Raw genomic sequence first — 24998 nt, 5'->3', positions numbered from 1 at the left:
CTGCATCGACCTTGCACGGCGGCAACACCGGGGGCCGATGCGGTCGATTATGCCCGAGGCGTTGGGCAATGAAATGTCATCCGGCACGCCGGCGTGGGTATCGCGCTGGTTGCGCCGCAGGGACGCCATGCGTGGCACGGCTGTTACGTGATGCGGTGGGCGGGCCGTAACAGTGGGCCCAAGATAATGCTGCATTGCACTACAAATGTAATGAAACATTATTACACTATAATCTTGAGGCGTTTCTTGCTTTCCGCCTGTAAACCGCTCCCCTTTCCGCCGGCTTGCCTCTCAGGCAAAGCCATGCCGCCCACTCCGATTTCTGAAGTGACGTAATGACGCCGCCCACGCGAAAGTTTCGCTTTGCCCAATTCCGCACGCCCGCATTTCTGTCAGCGCCCCTGCTGGCCCTGACGCTCTCCTGGATCCCCGGCGCCGCTCAAGCCTCGCTGGCCGCCGACCAAGCCCGCCCCACCCTCAGCGGCTTACGCCTCGCGCAAGAGCCCACCGTCCTGACGCTGCGCGAGCGCGTCGTGCAGGCCGGCCTGGAAGCCATCGGCACGCCCTACAGTTGGGGCGGCGATGACGCCGACGGCTTCGATTGCAGCGGTCTCGTTCTGTATGTCTTCCGCGAAATCGCGGGCCTGGAGCTGCCGCGCACCGCGCGCGCCCAGCGCAGCGAAGGCAAGACCGTCTCCGCCAAGAAGGAACTGCGCCCCGGCGATCTGGTGTTCTTCGCCACCCGCGGACGCGGCGTTACCTCGCACGTCGGCATCTATATTGGCCAGAACAAGTTTGTCCATGCCCCGCGCCGCGGCACCAAGGTGCGCGTCGACGACATGAAGACCGCCTACTGGTCCAAACGTTATCTTGGCGCCCGCGCCTATCTGGATACCCCGCCCAAACAACTGCTGGCGCAGGCTTCGCGCTAAGCGCAAGGCTGGCGGACGGCGCCCGGCGGGCGCCAGGGGATGAACGCAAAAACGCCGGCACGCGTGTGCCGGCGGTTTCGTTGCTGAAGGCAACGCTCAGCCTCGGCCCACGAACGGCATGTTGGTGGCCATGATCGTCATGAACTGCACGTTCGCGTCCAGCGGCAGACGGGACATGGCGGCCACGGCCTGCGCCACGTGCGCGACGTCCATGCGCGGTTCGACCTTGGTGCTGCCGTCGGCCTGCAGGATGCCGGCTGCCATGCGCTCGGTCATATCCGTGGCGGCGTTGCCGATGTCGATCTGGCCGCACGCAATGTTGTACGCCCGGCAATCCAGGGAGATCGACTTGGTCAGCCCGGTCACCGCATGCTTGGTGGCGGTATAGGCAATGGAAAACGGCCGCGGCGCGTGCGAGGAAATCGAGCCGTTGTTGATGATGCGGCCGCCTCGCGGGCTCTGCGCCTTCATGATGCGGATCGCGGCCTGCGCGCACAGGAACATGCCCGTCAGGTTGGTGTCGACCACCTCGCGCCAGACGGCAACCGGCAATTCCTCGATCGGCACGGCCGGCGCGCCGCGCCCGGCGTTGTTGAACAGCACGTCCAGGCGGCCGTATTCGCGCTGGGCGGTATCGAAGAGATCCCGGACTGCCTGCTCATCGGACACGTCCGTCGGCACCACGAGGGCCCGCAGACCGTCTTCGCCGGCGGCCGTGCGGGTGGCTTCCAGCGGCTCTCGCCGGCGGCCGGCCAGCACGACCCGGTAACCTTGCGCCAGGAATTCCAGCGCGACTGCGCGGCCTATGCCGGTGCCGGCGCCCGTGACCAGGGCGACGCGGGGCGGATCGATCTCGTTCGTGTTCATCGGATTCTCCGTCTTATGAATGCGCGAAATCCTACCCGAATCGTCTTACGGATGCTGCAAGCGAAGGTTCCAAGCGCGACACACTTTCAACATTCCCGCCAAAGGGATGACCCGCTCGCCCGTTTCGCACCCAACACGCCGTTGCGCCAGCGCAGATTCACCGGCCTGCGGCGCGCGCGGCCAACCGCGCGATTTGCTATTCTTCGAGTCTCAGCATCACACGCCGGTCACATTCATTCATGCACGCCACTCCCGGAAACGTCTTCATGGTCGTCGCGCCCAGCGGCGCCGGCAAGTCCAGCCTCGTAAAGGCCCTGCTTGCCCAGGACTCCTCCATCCTGCTTTCCATTTCCTGCACCACGCGCGCACCCCGCCCCGGCGAAGAAGACGGCCGCGAATACCGGTTTGTCTCGATCGACGATTTCAAGCAGATGCGCGAAGCGCAAAACCTGCTGGAATGGGCCGAAGTCCACGGCAATTTCTATGGCACGCCGCGCGACCGCATCGACGAGGCGACCAGCCAGGGACGTGACGTGCTGCTGGAAATCGACTGGCAAGGCGCGCGCCAGGTGAAGCAACGCTTTCCGCGCGCGATCGGCATTTTCGTCTTGCCGCCGTCCATCGACGAACTCGAAAGCCGCCTCAAGGCGCGCGGACAGGATGCGCCGCAAGTCATCGCTCGCCGCCTGATGGCCGCGGGCGGCGAAATCGCCCACGCGCCTGAATGCGAATATGTTATTATTAATCAAGAATTTAGCGTAGCCCTGTCGGAGCTGACCCAAATCGTCAGCGCTGCTCGGCTGCGTTTTTCGTCTCAGGCCGCCCGTCATGCCGAGTTGTTTGCGCAACTTGGCATCCCGGCCGAACACTGAGCCGAACGCATTCTCCCCATCATCCATCAGCACCAGGTGTCCTAATGGCTCGCATCACTGTCGAAGACTGTCTGAATCAAATCCCCAATCGTTTCAAGCTCACGCTGGCCGCCACGTATCGCGCCCGTGAATTGGCGCAAGGCCATGCCCCGCGCCTGGACAGCAAGGACAAGCCCACGGTCACGGCACTGCGCGAAATCGCTGGCGGACTCACCGGCGTGGAAATGCTGCGTAAAGTTCCCACCTGATACGCGCCGGGGGGCTGCAAGCATGGCTTTTCCCGGGCTGAAGTACGCTTCATCTGGTCTGCTTGCCGCCCTGCGTGCCGGCTCCCGTCTCGGGCGCCGCACGGGCAAGAAAGACAAGAATTCCCCCACGCCACCGTCCGTCGCCGCGCAAGAAGCGGCGGACGCGACCGGATCCCCGGTCGCCTCGCTGGCGCCGCTGACCGAAATCATCGGCAGCTATCTCGACAAGAACGATGTAGAGCGCGTGCGCGAAGCCTATCGCTTCGCGGACCAGGCGCATCTGGGCCAGTTCCGCGCCAGCGGCTCGCCCTACATCTCTCACCCCATCGCCGTCACCGAAATCTGCGCGGGCTGGAAGCTCGACGTCAACGCGCTGTCTGCCGCCCTGCTGCACGACGTGATGGAAGATCAGGGCATCGCCAAGCACGAACTGGCCGAGAAATTCGGACCTGAAGTCGCCGAGCTGGTCGATGGCCTGTCCAAGCTGGACCGCCTGGACTTCGCCACCAAGGCCGAGCAACAGGCCGAGAGCTTCCGCAAGATGCTGCTGGCGATGGCGCGCGACGTGCGCGTCATTCTCATCAAGCTGGCCGACCGGCTGCACAACATGCGCACGCTGGACGCGGTCAATCCCGAAAAGCGCCGCCGTATCGCCCGGGAAACGCTGGATATCTATGCGCCCATCGCGCATCGGCTGGGCCTGAACCTGCTGTTCCGCGAGCTGCAGGACCTGTGCTTTGCCGCGATGCACCCGAACCGCTACCAGGTGCTGTACAAGGCCGTCCTGGCCGCGCGCGGCAACCGCCGCGAGGTCATCACCAAAATTGCCGACTCCGTGCGGGCTGCCCTGCCCGCCGCCGGCATCGAGGCCGAAGTCAGCGGCCGCGAAAAGACCTTGTTCGGCATCTATCACAAGATGGTCGACCAGAAAAAGTCCTTCTCGGACGTGCTGGACATCTACGGCTTTCGCGTCGTAGTCCACACGCTGCCCGAGTGCTATCTGGCGCTGGGCACGCTGCATCAGCTCTTCCGTCCGGTGCCCGGCAAGTTCAAGGACTACATCGCCATCCCCAAGGTGAACGGCTATCAGTCCCTGCACACGACGCTGGTCGGTCCGTACGGCACGCCGGTAGAGTTCCAGTTCCGCACGCGCGACATGCACCACGTTGCCGAAGAAGGCGTTGCCTCGCACTGGCTGTACAAGGGCGCGGACCTGACGCTCAACGACCTGCAAAAGCGCACGCACCAGTGGCTGCAATCGCTGCTGGACATCCAGAGCCAGACCGGCGATTCCGGCGAATTCCTCGAGCACGTCAAGGTCGACCTGTTCCCGGATGCCGTCTACGTGTTCACGCCGCGCGGCAAGATCATTTCGCTGCCCCGTGGCGCCACGCCGGTCGACTTCGCCTACGCGATCCACACCGACATCGGCAACCAGGCCGTCGCGGCCAAGGTCAATGGCGAGTTCGTGCCGCTGCGCACCGAACTGAGCAGCGGCGACACCGTGGAGATCGTCACGTCGCCGGCCTCGCGGCCCAATGCGCAATGGCTGAATTACGTGCGTACCGGCCGGGCGCGTTCTGAAATCCGCCACTATCTGCGTACCGTCAAGTACGAAGAATCGGTGGCTTTCGGCGAACGGTTGCTGGCCCAGGCGATGCAGGAACTGCATATGCCCCTGCCCGCCACCGACGATCCGGGCTGGCAGAAGCTGGCGCGCAGCACCGGCGCCAGTTCGCGCGAGGAAATCCTGGCCGACATCGGGCTGGGCAAGCGGCTTGCCGCGGTGGTGGCCCGCCGCTTTGCGCCGGAGCACCAACTGGTCGCCACCACGGCCGCCGCCGTGGACGAGCTGACCTCTGCGCGCAGCGCGCCGATCCTGATCCAGGGCAACGAAGGCCAGGCGGTGCAACTTGCGCCGTGCTGCGGCCCGCTGCCCGGCGATCCCATCGTGGCCGGGATGCGCATGGGTCATGGACTGGTGGTGCACACGGCGGATTGCCCCGTCGCGTTGCGCCAGCGCCTGCGCGAGCCGGAGCGCTGGATCAACGTGGGTTGGGACGCGCAGACGGCCAAGCACCTGGCGACGCGCCTGGACATCGTCACACGCAACGAGCGCGGCGTGCTGGGCCGGCTGGCGGCGGAAGTCACGGCCGCCGACGCGAATATCGTGCACGTCACGATGCACGACGACGCCGTGTCCACCGTGTCGCTGCACCTGACCATTCAGGTCGACAGCCGCAAACACCTGGCCCAGGTCATCCGCGCCATCCGGCACGTGCCGCAGGTGCAGAAGATCGTCCGCGTGAAGGGCTGAGCCCCCCCTTACCGCGCACACCAAAAGAGGCGTCCGCCCACAAGCCGGACGCCTTTTTCACGTCAGGTCACGTGCTGCAGGAAGTCCTTCAGGCGCTGGCTGGGCGGATTGCTCAGCAGCTCTTCGGGCGGCCCGTCGTGGGCGATCTTGCCGGCGTCGATGAAGATCAACCGGCTGCCGACCTTGCGCGCGAATTCCATTTCGTGCGTGACGACCACCATCGTCATCCCCTCCTCGGCCAGGTCGCGCATGACCTTCAGCACTTCGTGGCGCAGTTCGGGATCCAGCGCGGAGGTGGGCTCGTCGAACAGCATCAGCTTGGGCATGATCGCCAGCGCGCGGGCAATCGCCACGCGCTGCTGCTGGCCCCCGGAAAGCTCCGACGGATAGTGATTCATGCGTTCGGCCAGGCCCACCTTGGCCAGCAGGCTTTCGGCAAGCTGGCGCGCCTCGGCGCGGCCCTGGCCCCGCGTGTGGACAGGGCCGAACATGACGTTTTCCAGCGCCGTCATCTGCGGGAACAGATTGAACTGCTGGAACACCATGCCGGCCTCGCGCCGGATCTCGCGTACCGTCGCCGCGTCGCCCTTCACACTGAGGCCATCGACCAGCAGATCGCCGTCGTTGATCGTTTCCAGCACGTTGATGCAGCGCAGGAAGGTGGACTTGCCGGAGCCCGACGGCCCGACCACCACCACGACTTCGCCGGCGTCGATATTGAGCGAGATGCCGTTGAGCACCGTCGAGTCGCCAAAGCGTTTGGTGACGTTATGAAATTCAACCATGCTCATATGATGCGCATCCTCTTTTCGACCAGATGCAGGGTCAACGCCATCAGGCCCGTGAGGATCAGGTAGATGATCGCCACGGCGGACCAGATTTCGACCGCCCGGAAATTGCTGGCCATGATTTCCTGCCCTTGACGGGTCAGTTCCGCCACGCCGATCACGATGAACAGCGACGAATCCTTAAGGCTGATGATGCACTGGTTGCCCAGCGGCGGAATCATCCGCCGGAACGCAACCGGGCCGATGATGTGCAGCAGGATCTTGTGAAAAGGCAGGCCCATGGCCTGCCCTGCTTCCTTCAGGCCCTTGTGGACCGACAGCAGCGCGCCCCGCACGATTTCCGAGATGTACGCCCCCGAATTGATGATGAGCGTGGCGATCGCCGCGAATTCGGCGTCGACCCGGATGTCTGCCAGCAGCGGCAGCGCAAAGTAGATGAACATGACCTGCACCACGATCGGCGTGCCGCGGATGACCGCGACATAGACCTGCGCAATGCCCGACACGATCGCGTTCCCGTAGGCCCGCGTCACGCCTGAGAGCGCGCCGAGCAGGAAGCCGCCCACCAGGCCCCAGAACGTGATCTTGATGGTCATGAGCGTACCCGTCAGCAGATTGGGTAACGCGTCCTCGATGACAGCCCAGTCAAACTCCACGATCATCCCCCTATGGCGCGCAGCAGCGCGCCCGCATCATGGAGGACGCGCCTCGCGACCTGGAGCGGTGGCGCGTCCTTGAAAAGTACCGCTTGCCGAGCCGGTCAGGGCTTCTTGCCGAACCACTTGGTGTAGATCGCGTCGTACTCGCCGCTGGCCTTCAGCTTGGCGAGCGCCTTGTTGACCTCGGGGACCAGTTCGCTGCCCTTGGGGAAGGCGATGCCGTAGAAGTCGCCGCTCTTGACCGAGCCGACCACCTTCACACGGCCCTTGCCGGCCGTATTGGCGTAGTACTGGACGTTGGGCGTGTCATGCACGGCGGCGTCGACCCGGCCGGTCGCCAATTCGAGGTACGCGTTGTCGATGTTGGGAAACAGCTTGAGCTTGGCGTCCGGCACCTGGGCCTTCAGGAAGTCCACGGTCGCGGTGCCCGTCTTGACAGCGACGGTCTTGCCGGAGAGGGACTTGGCGTCCTTGATGTCGGTGTTCTTTTCGCCCACCAGGATGGCCAGGCCGCTTTCGTAATAGGGATCCGAGAAGTCGATGACCTTCTTGCGGTCGTCGCGGATGGTGATGCCCGCCAGCGCGGCGTCGATGTTCTTGGTCTGCAGGCCGGGAATGATGCCCGCGAAGTCCATCGGCTGCAGCTTGTACTTGAGGTTGAGTTCCTTCGCGATGGCCGCCCACAGATCGACGTCGAAGCCGACATAGGTGTTGCCCTGCTTGAATTCGAACGGCACGAAAGCGGTATCGGTGGCCACCACCAATTCCCTGCCCTGGGCCTGAGCGGCCGAGGCGGCGCCGAACAGGGTCAGGGACAGGCCCACCATTGCGGCGGCGACTTTACGTTTGATCATGAAACTCTCCTCTTGGGGAGCGCCAGGCACCCCGGGCTTGTTGTAAGGGCATGATTCCTGGGCTGCGCCGGGTTCGCCGGCGCAACTTATCGACGATCTTAACGCATCGGGTGGAGCCCGGCGGAAGGACGGACCCCTTACAATCCGCGAGACATCCGGAGGTTTTCGATGGCCTGCAAATACGTACGCATCGCTGGAAACCGCCGCCAGGTCGGCCTGGCGCTGGGCAAGCTGGCCCGCCCCGTCATGGGGTCGTATCTGAAACAGAGCGGCACCTGGGAAGCGCTGCGGCCGTGGCGGGGCCATCCTTTCGTGGATGAGCTTGCGCAGCAGGCAGAGGCCGCCTTGCCGCAGATCTGGGAAGAACTCGAAGGCCTGGCCGAAGGTCTGCGCATGCCGATCAAGGATGTGCTGCTATGGCATTGCCGCGGCGATCTGCTGCACAGCAGCACGGATGGATGCACGTCGGCCGCCCTCCGCACCGCCGACGGCACGCGCTGGATCGGCCACAACGAGGACGGCGATCCGTATCTGTATGGCCGCTGCCATCTGGTGGACGTCGCGCTGGAGGACGCGCCGGGTTACCTCAGCTTCTACTACCCGGGCTCCCTGCCCGGCCACACCTTCGCCGCCAATCGTGCAGGTCTGGTCCAGACCATCAACAACCTGCGTACCAGGCAGCGGCATGCGGGTGTGCCGCGCATGTTCGTGGCGCGCGCGGTCCTGGATTGCGCCACGCTGGACGAGGCGGTGGCGCTGCTGCGCGACCTGCCCCATGCCGGCGGCTTTCATCACACGCTGGGCGCGGCGTCAGATGCGCGCCTGCTCAGCGCCGAGGTCACGCCGGGTTCAGTGTCCGTACTGGACATCGGCCGGCGCTACGGGCACGCCAACCACATGGTGCACGCCGCCACCCGGGGCCAGCCGCAGATCATCACCGATTCGTCGCGGGCGCGGCAGAACCGGATCGAAGGCCTGGTGGATGGGTGGCTGCCGGAATCGGGCAGCGCCGACATGCTGACAGCCCTGCTCGATACCGAAGGCAAGCTGCCGATCCTGCGCACCGCCAAGGACGACCCCGACGACGAGAACACCCTGGCGACGGCAATGTTCGAGATCACCGATGACGCGGTCGCCCTGCGCGTCTACGACCGCAAGGCGCGCCCCGATATCGCGCTCGACGTGATGTCCGACCCCGAGTGATCGGGGCCGGACATCGGGGCGAACATTACTGCGCGCCGAAGCCGCCGCCTCCCGGCGTTTCCACGACGAACACATCGCCCGGGCGCAGTTGGGCGCTGTCCTGCGGACCCAGTTCCTCGATGGTGCCGTCCACACGTTCGACGGTGTTCCGGCCCATCGCACCCGGCTCGCCGCCGGCCAGGCCGAACGGCGCAAACCGCCGGTTGTTGGACAGGATGGCCGCGGTCATGTCTTCCAGGAAACGGACGCGACGCACGCCGCCGTCGCCGCCGGCATACCGGCCCTTGCCGCCCGATCCCTTGCGGATTTCGTAGGACTCGAGACGGACCGGGAAACGGAACTCCAGCACTTCCGGATCGGTCAGGCGCGAATTGGTCATGTGCGCCTGCACGACCGACGTGCCCGCAAAACCCTCGTCGTGTGGACCGGCCGCATCGATGCGCACGGGACCGGCGCCGGTGCCCCCGGAGATGGTCTCGTAGTACTGATGACGCGCATTGCCGAACGTGAAGTTGTTCATCGTGCCCTGGCTGGCGGCCAGCACGCCCAGCGCGCCGTACAGCGCGTTGACGATGCACATGGACGTTTCCACGTTGCCCGCAACCACCGAGGCCGGCGGGTTCGGGCGCAGCATCGAGCCTTCCGGCACGATGATGGACAGCGGCACCAGGCAGCCGTCGTTCAGCGGAATGTCGTCGTTGACCATCGTGCGGAACACGTACAGCACGGCGGCCACGGCGATCGCACCCGGCGCGTTGAAGTTGTTGTCCAGCTGCGCCGAGGTGCCCGTGAAGTCGACCACGGCGCTGCGCGCCTCGGTGTCCACGTGCACGGCGACGCGAATGACCGCGCCGTTGTCCAGCGGGTACTCGTAGCTGCCATCCTTCAGCACCGAAATCACGCGGCGCACGGCCTCTTCGGCGTTGTCCTGCACGTGGCCCATGTAGGCGCGCACGACGTCCAGGCCGAAGTGGTCGCACATGCGCAAGAGTTCCTGCACGCCCTTTTCGTTGGCGGCGATCTGCGCGTGCATGTCGGCGATGTTCTGATCCGGGTTGCGTGCCGGCCAGCGGCCCGATCCCAGAATCCCGCGCGCCGCGGCTTCGCGGAACTCGCCGTTCTTGACGAGCTGGAAGTTCGTGAACAGCACGCCTTCGTCTTCGACCGTCTTGGAATCCGGCGGCATCGACCCGGGCGTGGTCCCGCCGATATCCGCATGGTGGCCGCGCGATCCTACGTAGAACAGGATCTCGCGCCCGGCCTTGTCGAACACCGGCGTGATGACCGTGACGTCGGGCAGATGCGTGCCGCCGTGGTACGGATCGTTCACGACATACGCGTCGCCGGGCATCATCTTGCCGGCGTTGGCATTCATGACCGTGCGCACGGATTCGCCCATGGAACCCAGGTGCACCGGCATGTGCGGCGCGTTGGCGATCAGGCGGGCCTGCGCGTCGAAGATGGCGCAGGAGAAGTCCAGACGTTCCTTGATGTTGACCGAGTACGCGGTGTTCTGCAGGCGGTAGCCCATCTGCTCGGCGATCGACATGAAGAGGTTGTTGAAGACCTCAAGCATGACGGGGTCGGCCTGGGTGCCGATCTTGCGCTGTTCGCGGCGCGCTTCCACACGGCGGATCACGAAGTGGTCCTGCCCCGTCAGCTCGGCCTGCCAGCCGGGTTCGACGACCGTGGTCTGGTTGGGCTCGGAAATGATGGCCGGGCCCGCGACCACGTCGCCGCCGGCCATGTCTTCACGCACGTACAGCGGCGTGTCGCGCCAGGCGCCCGCGCTGTACATGCTGACCACGCGGCGGGCGGACAACGCGCCCTCGCGGGTGCGCGACGTCGACGCTTCGCCGACGCGCTCGCCGCCGCCCGTCGCCTCGACCGAGATGGTCTCGACCACGAGTTCGCGGTTGGGCATCAGGAACGAATAGCGTTGGCGGTAGGCGGCCTCGAAGTCGGCGCGCGCCTGGTCCAGGTCCGAGTAAGCCACTTCCAGCGCGGTATCGGTGCCGCGGTATTTCAGGTGCAGGCGGCGCTGCACCGTGATGTCGGCCTCGGCGACGTGCTGGCGGCGCAGTTCGCCGACAGCCTGACCTGCCAGGACATCCAGTTCGTCCTTCAACTCGCCCATCAGGCTCGCGTCCAGCACCTTCTCGACCGTCTTCTGGCGCATGTCGGTCTGGTCCGCCAGGCCCATGCCATAGGCCGACAGCACACCACCCAGCGGATGCGCGAAGACCGTCGTCATCCCAAGCGCGTCAGCCACCAGGCAGGCGTGCTGGCCGCCGGCGCCGCCGAATACGGTCAGCGCGTATTCGGTGACGTCATGGCCGCGCTGCACCGAGATGCGCTTGATGGCTTCGGCCATGTTGCCCACGGCAATCTCGAGAAAGCCTTCGGCAAGCTGTTCGGGCGACATCTCGCGGCCGGTGGCGGCACGCACTTCGTCGGACATGGCGGAAAAGCGTTCGACCACGGCATCGCGGTCCAGGGCCTCGTTGGCCTCGGGTCCGAATACCTTGGGGAAGAAATCGGGCTGGATCTTGCCCAGAAGGACGTTGCAGTCCGTCACCGCCAGCGGACCGCCGCGGCGATAGCACGCCGGTCCCGGATTGGCGCCCGCGGAATCGGGGCCGACGCGCAGCCGCGCGCCATCGAAATGCAGGATCGAGCCGCCGCCGGCCGCCACCGTATGGATGCTCATCATCGGCGCGCGCATGCGCACGCCGGCCACCTGGGTTTCGAATTCGCGTTCGAACTCGCCCGCGTAGTGCGACACGTCGGTGGACGTGCCGCCCATGTCAAAGCCGATCACCTTCGGGAAACCGGCGATTTCGCTGGTGCGCACCATGCCGACGATGCCGCCGGCCGGGCCCGAGAGAATAGCGTCCTTGCCGCGGAAGCGGTGCGCGTCGGTCAGGCCGCCGCTGGACTGCATGAACATGAGGCGGATGCCCGGCAATTCGCCGGCCACCTGATCGACGTAGCGCTTCAGGATGGGCGACAGGTAGGCGTCCACCACGGTCGTGTCGCCGCGCGAGACGAACTTGATCAGCGGGCTGACCTCGTGCGACACGGACACCTGCGTGAAGCCGATGTCGTTGGCGATGCGTGCAGCCTGCGCTTCATGGCCGGTGGCGTGCCACGCGTGCATGAAGACGATGGCGACCGCGCGGATGCCGCTGTCGTATGCCGCCTGCATGTCGCGGCGCAGCGCGGCTTCGTCCAGCGGACGGATCACCTCGCCGTCCGCGGCGACGCGCTCGTCGGCCTCGATGACGGATTCGTACAGCATCTCGGGCAGCAGCACGTTGCGGTCGAAGAGCCGCGGGCGGTTCTGGTAGGCAATGCGCAGCGCATCGCGGAAACCGCGCGTCGTGACCAGCAAGGTGCGTTCGCCCTTGCGCTCGAGCAGCGCGTTGGTGGCCACCGTGGTGCCCATCTTCACGCACTCGACCTGGTCGGCGGGCACGGGCTGGCCGGGCGCGATGCCCAGCAGCTTGCGGATCCCGGCGACCGCGGCGTCGCGATATTGCTCGGGGTTTTCCGACAGCATCTTTGCGGTGGTGGTCGTGCCATCGGGACGGCGCGCCACGATGTCGGTGAAGGTGCCCCCACGGTCAATCCAGAATTGCCACTTCATAGGTGTCCTTGAAAACAAGAGATCGCCGGGGCGCGTTCGGCCACGGTCGGGTTGCTGACAGATCGGGGCCTTGCCCCGCATGTTGGGTTCAGAGCGATGTGGCGGCGCGGGCGGCCTGGTCGTACAGGCCGGACAACGCACGCAGCGTGTGCGCCAGTTGGCGGCTGAATTCCAGGCCGCCCCCGCTCGGGCCATCCAGGCCGGCGGTCAGGCATTGCTCGCGGATTTCGCCGTAACGCTTGAGGATCGCCGCGCCTTCGGGCGTGACGCTGTAGAACACTTCCTTGCTGCTGCGCTCGCCGCGCACCACGCCCAGCCGGTCCAATTTCTTCAGCGCGTAGCTGACGATGTGGGTGTCTTCGACGTTGAGCGTGAAGCAGATGTCGGCCAGCTTCTTGGGCCGCTCGCGGTGGTAGACATGGTGAAACACCATCACATCGGTGGGCGTCAGATCCGGCAGGCCCGCGGCCGCCATGCACCGCACGGTCCAGCGGTCGAACGCGTGGCTGGCGATCATGAGGCCGAACTCCACCTCGGAAAGATCGGGCGCGCTGCCGCCGGCAAGATGCGCCGACGATGCAATCAAAGTGGGGGTCATAGAGGCGAAACCCGAGTTTTAACTGAGCGAAATACTAATAATTTATCTACATTTCATCAATAAAAAATACGCAGTAGCGGCAAAAAATCCCTCGTTTCGAGGGAATACCCTAGCGCCCCAGGTGGCGAAACGGCCTTAAGGCGCGGTCCACCCCATCGGCAGATTGGCCCGGATCATCCAGCCGGCGATCGAGATGCTGGCCGCGATGTCGGGCATTTCGTCACCCGGACCGAACCAGCGGGCATCGGCGATTTCGTCTTCCTGGATGCGGATGTCGCCGGATACGTAGTCCGCGGTAAACGCGACCATCAACGAATGCGGGAACGGCCACGGCTGGCTGCCGAAGTACTGCAGATTGCCGACCTTGAGGCCGACTTCCTCGTAGACCTCGCGATGGACCGTCTGCTCGATGCTTTCGCCCGGCTCCACAAACCCGGCGAGCGCCGTGTAGCGCGCGGCCGGGCCATTGGCATGGCGCGCCAGCAGGATGCTGTCGCCCTTGCGGATCAGCACCATCATGGCCGGCGAGATGCGGGGATAGGCGGAAAGGCCACACGCCGGGCACCGCAGGCAGAATTCGTGCGTCACGCGCTCGGCGGGCGTGCCGCAGGCGCCGCAGAACCGGTGGGTGCGCGCCCATTCGGCGATCTGATAGGCGCGGCCGGCCAGCGCCATGGATTCATCGTCGAACACGCCAAAGAGCGAACGCAGCTTCTTGAATGCGTAGCCTTCGGGCGCTTCGAGGCCGGGGTCGACACAGACCGTGCGATAAGGCGACCCCGTCTCCATCCAGACCGGCTGCAGGGCCGCGGCGGCAAGACCAATCCGTTCGCACAACGCCGTATCCGGCAACACGCTGGACGATGCTTCGACCAGCAACTCATCACGGCGAAAAACGAAATTCACGCGACCCTCTACACAGCATCTACGATTGCGCAATCTTAGAAGAAAAGCCGTCCGCCGGACGGCTTGCCGTCAGCGCGCGACGCAAACTTCGCGGCTTCATTGAACCTTCAACCAATGAACAACATCGCCCCCTAGGAATTACCCGTAAAACGGCGATTTACCGCGCTTTGTTACCGCACAGCAACATAGAATGGCACGGCACTCAGGCGGCGCGACGCCGCGCCGAGCCCTCTTTTTTTCGCAATGCCTATCGGGCCAGACCCGTCTTCATCATTCGCAAAGAAGGACCAACATGTACAAGAAAATCTCGCTGTTGACCGGCAGCATCGTCCTGGCATTCAGCGCGGGCGCACAGGCCCAGACCAAGTGGGATCTGCCCAGCGCCTACCCGGCCAGCAACTTCCACGTCGAGAACCTGACGAACTTCATCAAGGACGTCGATTCGCTGTCGCAAGGCAAGCTCAAGATCACGCTGCACAACAATGCCTCGCTGTACAAGGCGCCCGAAATCAAGCGCGCGGTGCAAGGCAACCAGGCCCAGATCGGTGAGATCCTGCTGACCAACTTTGCCAACGAAGACCCGATCTACGAACTGGACGGCCTGCCCTTCCTGGCCACCGGCTACGACGCGTCGTTCAAGCTGTACCAGGCCCAGAAGCCGTTCCTGGAAAAGAAGCTGGCCTCGCAAGGCATGACCCTGCTGTACGCGGTGGCATGGCCGCCCCAGGGCATCTTCGCCAACAAGGACATCAAGCAGATCAACGACATGAAGGGCCTGAAGTGGCGCGCTTACAGCCCCGTCACGGCCAAGATCGCCGAACTGGTCGGCGCGCAGCCCGTGACCGTGCAGCAGGCCGAACTGGCCCAGGCGCTCGCCACCGGCGTGATCGACTCCTACATGTCGTCGGCTTCCACCGGCTACGACACCAAGACGTACGAGTACATCAAGAAGTTCTATGACACGCAGGCCTGGCTGCCCAAGAACGCGATCATCGTGAACAAGAAGGCGTTCGACGCGCTGGATCCGGCCACGCAGGAAGCCCTGAAGAAGGCCGGCGCGCAGGCCGAGGAACGCGGCTGGAAGCTGTCGCAGGAAAAGAACAAGTGGTATCAGGCCGAGCTCGCCAAGAACGGCATGGAAACCATCCAGCCCACGGTCGAGCTCAAGGAAGGCTTGAGCGTGATCGGCAAGCGCATGCTTGAAGACTGGCTCAAGAAGTCTGGCGCTGATGGCCAGGCCATGATCGACGCCTACAAGAAGCAGTGATATCGCCATGCGCCGTTTTCTTGATGGTCTTTACGGCGCAGCCGGCCTTCTGGCCGGCTTGTGCACGATAGGCGTTCTAGTCTCGGTGCTGGCGGCCATTCTCGGCCGTCAGCTCGACCTGCACATCCCCGGCACCGATGCCTACGCCGGCTACTTCATGGCCGCCGCCGGCTTCCTGGCCCTGGCCAGCACGTTCAAGCACGGCGAGCACATCCGCGTCACGCTGCTGCTGAATTCGCTGAATCCCGCCGGCAGCCGCCGGCTGGACATCTTTGCCTTGGCCGTCGGGTCCCTGCTGGCCGCCGCCTTCGCTTTCTTCAGCATCAAACTGACCTACGACTCCTGGCTGTTCAACGACGTTTCCACGTCGAACGACGCCACGCCGCTCTGGATTCCGCAGACGACCATGGCCGCTGGCACGATCCTGTTCTTCGTCGCCCTCGTCGATGAACTGGTCCGCCGTTCGCGCGGCATCGCCGCCGCCACCTCGCAGCAAACCCATGAATGAACTTCTCGTCATTACCTTATTGGTCGTCTCGATCTTCGTCCTGCTTGGCTGCGGGGTCTGGGTCGGCCTGACGCTGGCGGGCACCGCGTGGATCGGGATGGAGATCTTCTCCAGCCGTCCGGCCGGTGACGCCATGGCCGTCACGATCTGGGGCGCCTCGTCCAGCTGGACGCTGACCGCCCTGCCGCTCTTTCTGTGGATGGGCGAGATCCTGTTCCGCACGCGGCTGTCCGAAGACCTGTTCAAGGGGCTGGCGCCCTGGCTGAACCGGCTGCCGGGCCGCCTCTTGCACACGAACGTGATCGGCTGCGCGATCTTTGCCGCCGTGTCGGGCTCGTCCGCGGCCACGTGCGCCACGGTCGGCAAGATGACCATTCCCGAACTGACGCGCCGCGGCTACCCCGAGGAAAAGATCCTCGGCACGCTGTCTGGCGCGGGCACGCTGGGACTGCTCATCCCGCCCTCGATCATCATGATCGTGTATGGCGTGGCGGCGGATGTGTCCATCGCCAAGCTGTTCATCGCGGGCATCGTACCGGGCATCCTGCTCGCCCTGCTGTTCAGCGGCTACATTGCCTGGTGGGCCATCCGCAATCCCGGCGAAGTGCCGGCGGCGGATCCCGGCCTGACTTTCATGCAGAAGCTGTCGCGTTCGCGCCACCTGATTCCGGTGCTGCTCCTGATCGGCGCGGTGCTGGGCTCCATCTACACCGGCATCGCCACCGCCACGGAAGCGGCGGCGGTCGGCGTGGTGGGCGCCCTGATCCTGTCGGCGCTGCAGGGCTCGTTGAACAGATCCACCTTCATGCAGTCGCTGCTGGGCGCCACCCGGCTGTACTGCATGATCGCGCTGATTCTGGCGGGCGCGCAGTTCCTCACGCTGGCGATGGGCTATATCGGCCTGCCGCGAGCGCTGGCGGAATGGATCGGCGGACTGGGTCTGTCGCAGTTCGGCCTGATCATGGCGCTGATGGTGTTCTTCATCATCCTGGGCTGCTTCCTGGACGGCATCTCGATCGTGGTGCTGACCATGGGCGTGCTGCTGCCGACGGTGCAAGCCGCCGGCATCGACCTGATCTGGTTCGGCATTTTCATCGTGTTCGTCGTGGAAATGGCGCAGATCACGCCGCCAGTGGGGTTCAACCTGTTCGTGCTGTCCGGCATGAGCGGGCGGGAACTGCCCTACATCGCGCGCGCGTCGCTGCCGATGTTCTTCCTGATGATCGCGGCCGTGCTGCTGCTCTATGTGGTGCCCGGCATCGCCACCTGGCTGCCGCTGCACATGACGCTGTAACGTCGCGTCCGCGCCACACGAACCCCGTTCCAACGAACGGGGTTTTTTCTTTTCCGATCGTCCTCTCCCCGGGGCGGCGCGGGCTTATCGGCCTGTAAACCCGGGAAAACGCCGAATATTTTCGATATTCCCCGTCCCCCAACTTACATAGAATCCCCAGGCGCTCGTGTGCTGCACCGGCATGACGCACTTTGCACGCTGACCTCTGCTCCGGACCCGCGCCCAACCCATGGCGTCGGTGCAGCGGTCAGGCGCCCGGCAAACCGCCGGACGCAGCAAGCCTCGCCACCCGCGCGGCGCAATCACAAATCAGCTACACCTGGAGGAGTCCAACTTGAAACGCATCACTCTATCGCTGGCCGCGGCCAGCCTTGGCCTGGCCGCCGGCGCGGCAAGCGCCGAAACCAGCGTCACCCTGTACGGCATCGCCGACGTCAGCATCCGCTACCTGAGCACCAGCTCGGGCGCCGTGGGCGAAGACGGCAGCCGCATCTCCATGGAAAACGGCGCCATCTCCAATAGCCGCTGGGGCCTGCGCGGCTCCGAAGACCTGGGCAATGGCAACCGCGCGTTCTTCCGCCTGGAAAACGGCATCAATCTGCAGAACGGCAGGGGTTCGGACACGTCCAAGGCCTTCAGCCGCCTGGCCTACGTCGGCCTCGACGGCGGCAGCATCGGCACGCTGACCCTGGGTCTGCAGAACACCCCCATGTTCGACCTGCTGGCCGACTACTTCGACCCGCTGACCGTCGGCAACTACGATCAAAATGCCTGGCTGCCCGCCGCCATGTCGCGCGTGCGCACCAACAACATGACCAAGTACGCCAACACGTTCGGCAATCTGGCCGTCGTGGCGTCCTGGGCAAACGGCGAAGACTGGGAAGACCGCAAGGCCGGCCAGCAATATGGCGCCAGCCTGCGCTACACGATCGGCCAGCTTGGTCTGGGCGCCGCCTGGCAGCAGACCTACGCCGCCACCGATTCGGACGAACGCCAGCGCGCCTGGAACCTGAACGCGTCCTACCAGTTCGAGTCGGCCAAGGTCTTCGCGGGCTACTTCAACGGCCGCGACGAAACGGGCTGGGTCAACGGCGTCATGGGCGGCACCACCACCGCCAGCCTGGACCGCAAGGACAACGGCTACTTCGCCGGCGTGACCTGGCAGGCCACCCCGCGCTGGGCCATCACGGGCGCCGCCTACTACGACCGCAGCGAGAACGTGGTCGTCGAAGGCGACAAGGGCAAGCGCTACGCGCTGGTCGCCGTGGCCGAATACTCGCTGTCCAAGCGCTCGCAACTGTACGGCACCGTCGACTGGAACAAGGTCAGCGACGCCGCCAGCGGCGAAATCGCGGGCAAGAGCAATCAGCTCGGCGCCGCGGTGGGGTACCGCCACATCTTTTAACCCTCGGGTGTCTGACACCCACAGTCTTTCCCCCCAGGCCTTGGCCCCCTCACGGGCCATTGCCTGACCCGCCGCCCCGCGTCCCCAACCGGGGCGGCGCCCCGCAGCACCGCTTCCCCCTCCCCCTTGCTCACCGCCTCCACCACGGCGACAATCCTCGCGTGCCTTTGCCGATTTCAATGGAATGACGGTGGTGCAGCGCGCGTCGCCGATTGCGACCGCGCCGCGCCAATCCTCCCACCTGATCCGGGCCCACCGCATGCGCTTTCTCGATGTCCGCTCGCTTGCGCCGCCGGTCCGCCAATTGCGAACCGCCCGTGCCGTGCTGGCCGCGCTGGCCATGACGTTGCTGGCGGCCTGCTCCTCGCCGGTGCAGTTGATGCCCACGCCCGTCAAGTTCACGACGGGCCAGGTCGACCCCTTCGCGCACAAGGACACGGCGGACATCACCTCGATTCCACTGCTCTACGCCACGAACCGCGCCGTCTTCCTGGAATCGCGCCAACCCTTCTACTCGATCTTTCCCAGCGACACGCTGCGCATGGGCGTGGCCAAGGTGCAGATCGGCGACGGCACGCTGGACTGGGATCAGTTGCGCCAACTGTCGGCCTCGGGCAGCCAGCGCGGACGGCCGGTGCTCAGCCTGGAGCGCATGGAAGAGCTTGTCGCCCTCACGCCGCAAAGCGATGCGCAGACCTCGCCCGAGGCGCAGGCTTACTTTGCGCTCATCAACGACGCGCTGGCGGTCAGCCGCCACCGGGACCTGATCGTCTACGTGCACGGGTTTAACAACGCGGTCTGGCGCGGCACCGCGCAGGCCGCGCAGTTTCATCACTTCACGGGCCGGCAGGCAGTCGTGCTGGCCTTTCTCTGGCCGTCGGCCGGCAGCCTGCTGTCCTATGCCACGGATGTCCGAACCGCGCGGGCGTCAGTGCCCGCCTTCGCACGCCTCCTGGAACTGCTTGCGCGCAACACGAATGCCGAGCACATCAACGTGCTGGCGTTCAGCGCGGGCGCGCGCATCGCCAGTGAAGGGCTCGCCACGCTGGCGCAACCCCGCGACGGCGAAAGCCGTGAGGCGCTGCGCGCACGGCTGCGTCTGGGCCAGATCTATTTCGCGGCGCCCGACGAAGACACCTACCGTTTCGTGACGGACCTGCGGCAATACATCGACCTGACCGAACGCGTGAGCCTGGGCGCCAATCTGGGTGATCGCGCGCTACGGTTTGCGGCACGCCACCAGCGGGCGTCCCGCGCCGGCCGTCCCAATGCGGACGACCTGACCGAGGAGCAAGTAGAGTTCATCAACGCCGCGTCGCAGCGGTTGAACTTCGACATGATCTGGGTCGATCCGCGCGCCATTCCCGATATGAATCGCCGCGCCCACAGCTTCTGGTTCGGCAACGCGTGGGTCAGCAGCGACGTGCTGATGCAGTTTTTGTGGCACAAGGCGCCGGCCGAGCGTGGGCTGCAGGAAGGCTTTACGCAGCAAGGCATGCGCTTCTGGACGTTCCCGCCGGATTATGACCAGCGCGTGAAGGCGTTGATGCAACAGCGCTGATGCAACCGCGCTGACGGCCCGCCGACGGGCCGCCCACGGGCCACCCACGGAACCACCCCGATCAGAACACCGCCATCCGGCTGTTGATGAGGTCGGTGACCAGCATGTGGCCCGGCGCATGCGTGATGCAGAACTCGGGCCGCACCGCCGCCACCACCGATTGCGGCGTCACGCCGCAGGCCCAGAACACCGGCATTTCGCCCGGGCGGATCTCCACCGGATCCCCATAATCGGGGCGGCCGATGTCCGCGATGCCGATAAGCGACGGATCGCCAATGTGAACGGGCGCGCCATGCACCGACGGGAACCGCGACGTCACCTGGATCGCCCGGATCGCGTCTGCCGCCTTCAGGGGCCGCATCGACACCACGAGCGGACCGCCGAACACGCCGGCCGGCTGCGTCGCGATGTTGGTGCGGTACATGGGCACATTGCTGCCCTGCTCGATGTGGCGCACGGGCAGGCCGTTGTCCAGCATCGCCTCCTCGAACGAGAACGAGCAGCCAATCAGGAACGACACGAGATCGTCGCGCCACAGGTCGCGCACGTCAGTCGGCTCCGCCACCAGTTCACCGTCCTTCCAGACGCGGTATCGCGGAATGTCGGTGCGGATGTCGATGTCCGCGCCGAGCTCGGGCAACGCCGGGTCGCCCGGCTCGGACATGGCCAGCAAGGGGCACGGCTTGGGATTGCGCTGGCAGAAATGCAGGAAATCCGCCGCCAGCGCGCGCGGCAGGATCGCCAGGTTGGCCTGAACATGCCCCGGCGCCAGATTCGCCGTGGGACCGGTCAGGCGGCCGCTGCGGGCATCCAGCCGCGCCTGGCGGGCAAGCGCGAGGCTGGTTCTAACGTTATCGGCGTCTGGCATGGGTTCTCTCGTTGCGGGTAAGCGCCGCTCAGCGGGCGGCGAACAGGTCTTCGACCGACAGGCCGATGCCGAGGACGCGGCGGTCCGCGCCATTGCTGGCCGCGATCATCAGGCCCACGGGCGCCGTACCCGCCGCGTGGCAGGGCAAGGACAGCGCGCAGCCGTCCAGGAAGTTGATGAGGGTGGGATTGCGCAGGATGAGCCCGTTGGCGGCGTAATAGGCCTCGTCGGATCCCTGCAGGTCCGCGACAGGCGGCGCCACGATGGGCGTCGTGGGCATGATCAGCGCGTCGTACCCGGCAATGCGGTGGTCAACCGCTGCCACCCACGCCTCGCGCGCGTCGAGCAGTTCGATGTAATCGGCCGCCGTCATGTCCTGCCCGCGCATGATGCGCGACACCACGCGCGGATCGTAGCGCTTGCCCGCGCGTGCGATCAGGTCGCGGTGCCAGGCCCAGGCCTCGGCGGCAGTAAAACCGCCCTTGCTGTTGATGGCGGCCAGTTCGGCGAATTCCGGAATGTCGATCCGGTCGATCAGCGCGCCGGCCGCTTCCAGCCGCTGCACCGCCGCCGCAAAGGTGTCGGAGACATGCTTGTCCATGGCGTCCAGCGCCAGCGTCGTCGGAATGGCCAGGCGCAGGCCACGCACCGGCAGCGCCTGCGGCAAAGGACCCGCCTCGCCCGACAGGATGGCGTCGAGTTCGGCGCAGCAGCGCACGCTGGCGGCGATGGGACCGATGGAATCCAGATTCGCCGACAGGGGCAGCACGCCCTGCATCGACACGCGCCAGGCGCTGGGTTTGAACCCGGTCAGGCCGCACAGCGCGGCAGGAATGCGTACGGAGCCGCCCGTATCCGACCCGATGCCCGCGACTGCCATGCCGTCCGCAACCGACACCGCCGCGCCGGACGACGAGCCGCCGGGAATGCGGCCGGTGGCGCGGTCGTACGGATTGAGCGGCGTGCCGTAATGCGGATTGATGCCCAGCCCCGAATAGGCGAATTCCGTCATGTTGGTCCGGCCGATGATGACGGCGCCAGCGGCGATCAGGCGCTGCACGACCTCGGCGCTTTCCTCGGCGGCGGGCTCGCCTTCGCGCGCAACCGAGCCGCCCATCGTGGTCTCGCCCTTGATGTCGAACAGGTCCTTGATGCTGATGGGCAGCCCTTCGATGGCCGACCGGACGATGCCGGCCGCGCGCAGCGTGTCCGACGCGCGCGCCTGCGCCAGCGCCGAGTCGGCATAGAGCTTGGTGAAGGCGCGAGCGCCCTCGCCCGCCGGATCCTGGGCCCGCGCCAGCGCGGCTTCGGTCAGCGCGACGGAGGTGCTGCGGCCCTCACGCAGGGCCGAGGTCAGATCATTCAAGGTCGAAACCATCATTGTCCTAATGCCGCCTGGCGGCGTAAGTGTTCGGACGGACGCCTTCGCAAGGAACGCGCCCGGATTCAGTGCCGAGCGTGGCGGCCTTCAGGCGACCACGGGCAGCGACTCGACATGATAGCGGTGGCGCAGCGTGCGGTTCAGGCGCGGATCGTGCAGTTCCATCGTGAAATCCGCGGCCGGGCGGATGCCGCCGATGGTGGCCACCGTGCCGCACGTCATGCCTGCGCCTTCCGGCAGGATCGCGCCGCCGCCCGTGTAGCCCGCGATCAGGTCCTGCGGCGTGCGCAACGTGGACAGCGGGCCTTCCTGGTACAGCACCTTCTCGCCGTTCTCGACGATGTAGGCGCGGATGATCAGCTCGTCCCAGTGCGCCGCCACGTCCGCAAGCCGCCAGGCCTCGGTGCCCACGGGCTTCACGCAGACCTGCTTGGACATCGCCACGCTGACCGTCTCCAGCTTGCGGTCGGTGTGGTCGGACGCGATGCTGACGTACATCTCGCCATCGACCGCAAAGACAAACGTCTCGACCTCGCCCGACGATTCCTCGCCCAGCGCCTGCACGTCGGCCGACTGGGTAAGCTGGTTCTCGGCGATGCGGTAGTACAGCGGCACGCTGCTCGGACGCGGCACGCCGATTGCGGCCAGTTCCTCGATATGGTGTTCGATGGCGGCCATATCGCGGCCGGCCCAGCCCGCCACGATCACTTTGTTGAAGGCCACTTCCACCTGGCGGGGATTGGCGTCGTCGATCTTGAATACGGCTTTCATATCAGTCCTGCGAAGAAGGTGTGGGAAGCGGCACGGCCGACGGGCCGCGCCGGAATCAAAGAGCTATCAACCGAAGACGCGCGGCAACCACAGCGCGATGTCGGGCCAGAACGCCAGCAGCGCCAGCATCACGAACATGGCCGCCACGAACGGCAGGCTGCCAACGATCACGGCGCTCATCGAGCCGCTCTTGCGCAGACTTTGCACGACGAACAGGTTCAGGCCGACGGGCGGTGTGATGAGCGCAGCCTCGACCAGCACGATGATGACGATGCCCAGCCAGATCGGGTCGTAGCCCAGGCCGATCATGATCGGCGCCACGATGGGGATGGTCGTGATCATCATGGACAGCGTCTCCATGAAGCAGCCCAGCACCAGGTAGAAGATCACCACGATCAGCAGCATCCAGCCGGGCGACAGGCCCAGTCCGGTGATGGACTTGGTCAGCGCGTCGGTCAGGCCCGTGGCCGACATGACGAAGTTCAGGAAGCTGGCGGCGATGACGATCAGCATGATCATGGCCGTGGACCGCATCGTGCCTTCCAGCACCTCGCGCAGCATCGACCACGTCAGGCGGCGGAACCACGCGGCCAGGATGAACGCCCCCAGCACGCCCAGCGCGGCGGCCTCGGTCGGCGTTGCCAGGCCCGCGTAGATCGATCCGACCACTAGGAAGAAGATGCCCAACGGCGGCGCCAGATGCACCAGGCTGGCGATGCGTTCGCCCCACGTCGCGCGGATCTTCTTGCCGCCCCACGACGGCTTGGCCACGCAGGCGATCACGACGGTCAGCATGAACAGCGCCGCCATCGCAAACCCGGGGATGATGCCGGCCAGGTACAGCTTGGGCACCGACGAGTTCGTCAGCACGCCATAGATGACCAGGTTGATCGACGGCGGAATCAGGATCCCCAGCGTGCCGCCCGCGGCGAGGCTGCCGAGGAACAGCGGCTCGTTGTAGCCGTATTTGCGAATCTGCGGAATGGCGACGGTGCCCACGGTGGCGGCCGTTGCCACGCTGGAGCCGGAGGTCGCCGAGAACAGCGTCGAAGCGCCGATGTTCGCGTGCATCAGCCCGCCCGGCAGCCACGACAGCCACAGGCTCATCGCGCTATACATGCGTTCGGCAAAACCGGCGCGCAGCAGCACCTCGCCCAGCATGATGAACAGCGGAATCGCGACCAGCAGGAACTCGTTGTTCGAACTCCAGGAAATCTCGCCGATGGCGCGCGTCAGCGGCAGCATCGAGAACATGGGGTCCAGGATCAGGCCCAGCACGCCAAGCGCGGCGCCCACGGGGATCGACAGACCGATCAGGACCAGCAGCAGGGTCAAAGCGGTGGCAATCATGCGGCGTCTCCCTTCACCATGCGCTCGCCGGCGGCGGCTTCCTCGTCAGCCTCTTCCTGCGCCGAACGCACGCCGCAGATCTGCTTGACCAGTTCAATGTCGCCCGTGACCAGCGCGGCGGATGCCCGCGCCAGCATCAGCGCGACCGTGATGCACATCCACGCCAGGCCCAGCACCCACAATCCTTGCGGAATCCACAGCGGCGTGGCGAGCGGCGTGTTGGCCGCCGACTTCTGCGTCCAGGACGTCACCACGACGTCGTAGGCGTAATACGTCAGGAACACCATGAAGACGGCCATCGCCACCATGGAAATCCAGTCCAGCACGGCCGACAGCCGCACCGGCAAATATTGGTAGAGCACGTCGACGCGCACGTTGGCGCGCTGCAGCGTGGCGAACGCCAGCGCCCAGGAGGTGCTGATGGCAAACGCGTAGCTGGACAGCTCGTCCGCGCCCCCGGTCGTGAAGCCCAGGAACTTGCGGGCCAGCACGTCGAAGGAAATGAGCAGCACGCTGGCCACTGTCAGGGCGCCGCCGGCCCACACAGCCACGCGGGAAAAGCTCTCCGCGCGCCGCAACAGGCCGCCGAGCAGACGGAAGTGTTCAGTTTGAGTCATGGATGGAACCTCGGGTGGCACGGCCCGTGATCGCGTGCGGGCGCCGCGGACCTCATGCAAAGGTCACGGGCTACCGCGCGTCA

22 protein-coding genes are annotated in these 24998 nt (G+C 65.6%); 10 read left to right on the top strand and 12 right to left on the bottom strand.

Translation table 11 applies throughout. The features are described 5' to 3' along the window. The first annotated feature begins 335 nt into the window (after nucleotides 1-335). Nucleotides 336-932 (top strand): C40 family peptidase, encoded by a 597-nt coding sequence (locus CLM73_RS13010; protein ID WP_105238787.1) that lies wholly within the window; start codon nucleotides 336-338, stop codon nucleotides 930-932. A gap of 96 nt (nucleotides 933-1028) precedes the next feature. On the opposite strand, the gene CLM73_RS13005 is transcribed toward CLM73_RS13010, so the two are convergent. Further along, nucleotides 1029-1799 carry an SDR family oxidoreductase gene (locus CLM73_RS13005; protein WP_105238786.1) on the bottom strand — a complete coding sequence of 257 codons (771 nt, stop codon included), beginning with the start codon at nucleotides 1797-1799 and terminating at the stop codon, nucleotides 1029-1031. Nucleotides 1800-2038: 239 nt separating this feature from the next. On the opposite strand from CLM73_RS13005, the gene gmk reads away from it, so the two are divergent. From gmk to CLM73_RS12990, 3 genes are read left to right on the top strand one after another with little or no spacing between them, the layout of a single operon-like run. Beyond that, nucleotides 2039-2671 (top strand): guanylate kinase, encoded by a 633-nt coding sequence (gmk, locus tag CLM73_RS13000; RefSeq protein WP_082578802.1) that lies wholly within the window; start codon nucleotides 2039-2041, stop codon nucleotides 2669-2671. Nucleotides 2672-2715: 44 nt separating this feature from the next. After that, the gene (gene rpoZ / locus CLM73_RS12995) at nucleotides 2716-2919 is read left to right on the top strand and encodes a DNA-directed RNA polymerase subunit omega (RefSeq protein WP_006219679.1); all 204 of its coding nucleotides are present in this window, start codon (nucleotides 2716-2718) and stop codon (nucleotides 2917-2919) included. Between the two features lie 22 nt (nucleotides 2920-2941). Beyond that, complete coding sequence (locus CLM73_RS12990; protein ID WP_056560941.1) at nucleotides 2942-5236, top strand: RelA/SpoT family protein; 2295 nt, start codon at nucleotides 2942-2944, stop codon at nucleotides 5234-5236. A gap of 62 nt (nucleotides 5237-5298) precedes the next feature. Here the strand turns inward: CLM73_RS12990 and glnQ are convergent, their stop codons facing one another. The 3 genes from glnQ to glnH all read right to left on the bottom strand — a co-directional run bounded on the left by glnQ (nucleotide 5299) and on the right by glnH (nucleotide 7537). Beyond that, complete coding sequence (gene glnQ / locus CLM73_RS12985) at nucleotides 5299-6027, bottom strand: glutamine ABC transporter ATP-binding protein GlnQ (protein ID WP_105238785.1); 729 nt, start codon at nucleotides 6025-6027, stop codon at nucleotides 5299-5301. Beyond that, complete coding sequence (glnP, locus tag CLM73_RS12980) at nucleotides 6024-6680, bottom strand: glutamine ABC transporter permease GlnP (RefSeq protein WP_056560935.1); 657 nt, start codon at nucleotides 6678-6680, stop codon at nucleotides 6024-6026. The genes glnQ and glnP overlap by 4 nt, the downstream gene beginning before the upstream one ends. A 104-nt stretch (nucleotides 6681-6784) precedes the next feature. After that, entirely contained in the window at nucleotides 6785-7537 is a 753-nt protein-coding gene (gene glnH, locus CLM73_RS12975) for a glutamine ABC transporter substrate-binding protein GlnH (RefSeq protein WP_105238784.1), read from the bottom strand. Nucleotides 7538-7705: 168 nt separating this feature from the next. Here glnH and CLM73_RS12970 point away from each other — a divergent pair, with 168 nt between their 5' ends. After that, on the top strand, nucleotides 7706-8740 hold the full coding sequence (locus CLM73_RS12970; protein WP_105238783.1) for a C45 family autoproteolytic acyltransferase/hydolase: 1035 nt from the start codon (nucleotides 7706-7708) through the stop codon (nucleotides 8738-8740). Nucleotides 8741-8765: 25 nt separating this feature from the next. Here the strand turns inward: CLM73_RS12970 and CLM73_RS12965 are convergent, their stop codons facing one another. The 3 genes from CLM73_RS12965 to nudC all read right to left on the bottom strand — a co-directional run bounded on the left by CLM73_RS12965 (nucleotide 8766) and on the right by nudC (nucleotide 13893). Beyond that, entirely contained in the window at nucleotides 8766-12389 is a 3624-nt protein-coding gene (locus CLM73_RS12965) for a hydantoinase B/oxoprolinase family protein (protein WP_105238782.1), read from the bottom strand. Nucleotides 12390-12477: 88 nt separating this feature from the next. Further along, a complete protein-coding gene (locus tag CLM73_RS12960; RefSeq protein WP_105238781.1) occupies nucleotides 12478-12987 on the bottom strand; it encodes a winged helix DNA-binding protein in 510 nt (169 codons plus the stop codon). A 135-nt stretch (nucleotides 12988-13122) separates the two neighbouring features. Continuing rightward, nucleotides 13123-13893, bottom strand: a complete 771-nt coding sequence (gene nudC, locus CLM73_RS12955) for an NAD(+) diphosphatase (RefSeq protein ID WP_234015866.1) — start codon at nucleotides 13891-13893, stop codon at nucleotides 13123-13125. A 292-nt stretch (nucleotides 13894-14185) separates the two neighbouring features. On the opposite strand from nudC, the gene CLM73_RS12950 reads away from it, so the two are divergent. The 5 genes from CLM73_RS12950 (at nucleotide 14186) to CLM73_RS12930 (ending at nucleotide 19928) form a co-directional block, all read left to right on the top strand. After that, complete coding sequence (locus CLM73_RS12950; protein WP_105238779.1) at nucleotides 14186-15160, top strand: TRAP transporter substrate-binding protein; 975 nt, start codon at nucleotides 14186-14188, stop codon at nucleotides 15158-15160. Between the two features lie 7 nt (nucleotides 15161-15167). Continuing rightward, complete coding sequence (locus CLM73_RS12945) at nucleotides 15168-15668, top strand: TRAP transporter small permease (protein ID WP_056560917.1); 501 nt, start codon at nucleotides 15168-15170, stop codon at nucleotides 15666-15668. Next, on the top strand, nucleotides 15661-16962 hold the full coding sequence (locus CLM73_RS12940; protein WP_105238778.1) for a TRAP transporter large permease: 1302 nt from the start codon (nucleotides 15661-15663) through the stop codon (nucleotides 16960-16962). Before CLM73_RS12945 ends, CLM73_RS12940 begins: the two co-directional genes overlap by 8 nt. Before the next feature lie 334 nt (nucleotides 16963-17296). Then, nucleotides 17297-18367, top strand: coding sequence for a porin (locus tag CLM73_RS12935; RefSeq protein WP_105238777.1), 1071 nt, complete (start codon nucleotides 17297-17299; stop codon nucleotides 18365-18367). A 184-nt stretch (nucleotides 18368-18551) separates the two neighbouring features. Beyond that, nucleotides 18552-19928: an alpha/beta hydrolase gene (locus tag CLM73_RS12930; RefSeq protein ID WP_105238776.1), complete on the top strand. Its 1377-nt coding sequence runs from the start codon at nucleotides 18552-18554 to the stop codon at nucleotides 19926-19928. Between the two features lie 61 nt (nucleotides 19929-19989). Here the strand turns inward: CLM73_RS12930 and CLM73_RS12925 are convergent, their stop codons facing one another. From CLM73_RS12925 to CLM73_RS12905, 5 genes are all read right to left on the bottom strand, one after another. Then, complete coding sequence (locus tag CLM73_RS12925; protein WP_105238775.1) at nucleotides 19990-20796, bottom strand: putative hydro-lyase; 807 nt, start codon at nucleotides 20794-20796, stop codon at nucleotides 19990-19992. A 28-nt stretch (nucleotides 20797-20824) separates the two neighbouring features. Beyond that, entirely contained in the window at nucleotides 20825-22174 is a 1350-nt protein-coding gene (locus CLM73_RS12920) for an amidase (protein ID WP_105241499.1), read from the bottom strand. A gap of 90 nt (nucleotides 22175-22264) precedes the next feature. Beyond that, complete coding sequence (locus tag CLM73_RS12915; protein ID WP_105238774.1) at nucleotides 22265-22948, bottom strand: DUF2848 domain-containing protein; 684 nt, start codon at nucleotides 22946-22948, stop codon at nucleotides 22265-22267. 66 nt (nucleotides 22949-23014) lie between these two features. After that, nucleotides 23015-24298 carry a TRAP transporter large permease gene (locus CLM73_RS12910; protein WP_105238773.1) on the bottom strand — a complete coding sequence of 428 codons (1284 nt, stop codon included), beginning with the start codon at nucleotides 24296-24298 and terminating at the stop codon, nucleotides 23015-23017. Beyond that, nucleotides 24295-24915, bottom strand: coding sequence for a TRAP transporter small permease subunit (locus tag CLM73_RS12905; RefSeq protein ID WP_105238772.1), 621 nt, complete (start codon nucleotides 24913-24915; stop codon nucleotides 24295-24297). The genes CLM73_RS12910 and CLM73_RS12905 overlap by 4 nt, the downstream gene beginning before the upstream one ends. Nucleotides 24916-24998 lie beyond the last annotated feature (83 nt).

Source organism: Achromobacter spanius, from assembly GCF_002966795.1.
Classification (GTDB): Bacteria; Pseudomonadota; Gammaproteobacteria; order Burkholderiales; family Burkholderiaceae_B; genus Achromobacter; species Achromobacter spanius_D.
Note: the sequence above shows the minus strand (reverse complement) of the source record. Positions and strands in the feature narration are given on the sequence as shown.

Excerpts from the sequence above, each read along its gene's own strand:
- CLM73_RS13010 (WP_105238787.1), top strand. The coding sequence starts at position 336 with ATGACGCCGCCCACGCGAAAGTTTCGCTTTGCCCAATTCCGCACGCCC.
- CLM73_RS13005 (WP_105238786.1), bottom strand. The coding sequence starts at position 1,799 with ATGAACACGAACGAGATCGATCCGCCCCGCGTCGCCCTGGTCACGGGC.
- gmk (WP_082578802.1), top strand. The coding sequence starts at position 2,039 with ATGCACGCCACTCCCGGAAACGTCTTCATGGTCGTCGCGCCCAGCGGC.
- rpoZ (WP_006219679.1), top strand. The coding sequence starts at position 2,716 with ATGGCTCGCATCACTGTCGAAGACTGTCTGAATCAAATCCCCAATCGT.
- CLM73_RS12990 (WP_056560941.1), top strand. The coding sequence starts at position 2,942 with ATGGCTTTTCCCGGGCTGAAGTACGCTTCATCTGGTCTGCTTGCCGCC.
- glnQ (WP_105238785.1), bottom strand. The coding sequence starts at position 6,027 with ATGAGCATGGTTGAATTTCATAACGTCACCAAACGCTTTGGCGACTCG.
- glnH (WP_105238784.1), bottom strand. The coding sequence starts at position 7,537 with ATGATCAAACGTAAAGTCGCCGCCGCAATGGTGGGCCTGTCCCTGACC.
- CLM73_RS12970 (WP_105238783.1), top strand. The coding sequence starts at position 7,706 with ATGGCCTGCAAATACGTACGCATCGCTGGAAACCGCCGCCAGGTCGGC.
- CLM73_RS12965 (WP_105238782.1), bottom strand. The coding sequence starts at position 12,389 with ATGAAGTGGCAATTCTGGATTGACCGTGGGGGCACCTTCACCGACATC.
- CLM73_RS12960 (WP_105238781.1), bottom strand. The coding sequence starts at position 12,987 with ATGACCCCCACTTTGATTGCATCGTCGGCGCATCTTGCCGGCGGCAGC.
- CLM73_RS12950 (WP_105238779.1), top strand. The coding sequence starts at position 14,186 with ATGTACAAGAAAATCTCGCTGTTGACCGGCAGCATCGTCCTGGCATTC.
- CLM73_RS12945 (WP_056560917.1), top strand. The coding sequence starts at position 15,168 with ATGCGCCGTTTTCTTGATGGTCTTTACGGCGCAGCCGGCCTTCTGGCC.
- CLM73_RS12940 (WP_105238778.1), top strand. The coding sequence starts at position 15,661 with ATGAATGAACTTCTCGTCATTACCTTATTGGTCGTCTCGATCTTCGTC.
- CLM73_RS12930 (WP_105238776.1), top strand. The coding sequence starts at position 18,552 with ATGACGGTGGTGCAGCGCGCGTCGCCGATTGCGACCGCGCCGCGCCAA.
- CLM73_RS12925 (WP_105238775.1), bottom strand. The coding sequence starts at position 20,796 with ATGCCAGACGCCGATAACGTTAGAACCAGCCTCGCGCTTGCCCGCCAG.
- CLM73_RS12920 (WP_105241499.1), bottom strand. The coding sequence starts at position 22,174 with ATGGTTTCGACCTTGAATGATCTGACCTCGGCCCTGCGTGAGGGCCGC.
- CLM73_RS12915 (WP_105238774.1), bottom strand. The coding sequence starts at position 22,948 with ATGAAAGCCGTATTCAAGATCGACGACGCCAATCCCCGCCAGGTGGAA.
- CLM73_RS12910 (WP_105238773.1), bottom strand. The coding sequence starts at position 24,298 with ATGATTGCCACCGCTTTGACCCTGCTGCTGGTCCTGATCGGTCTGTCG.
- CLM73_RS12905 (WP_105238772.1), bottom strand. The coding sequence starts at position 24,915 with ATGACTCAAACTGAACACTTCCGTCTGCTCGGCGGCCTGTTGCGGCGC.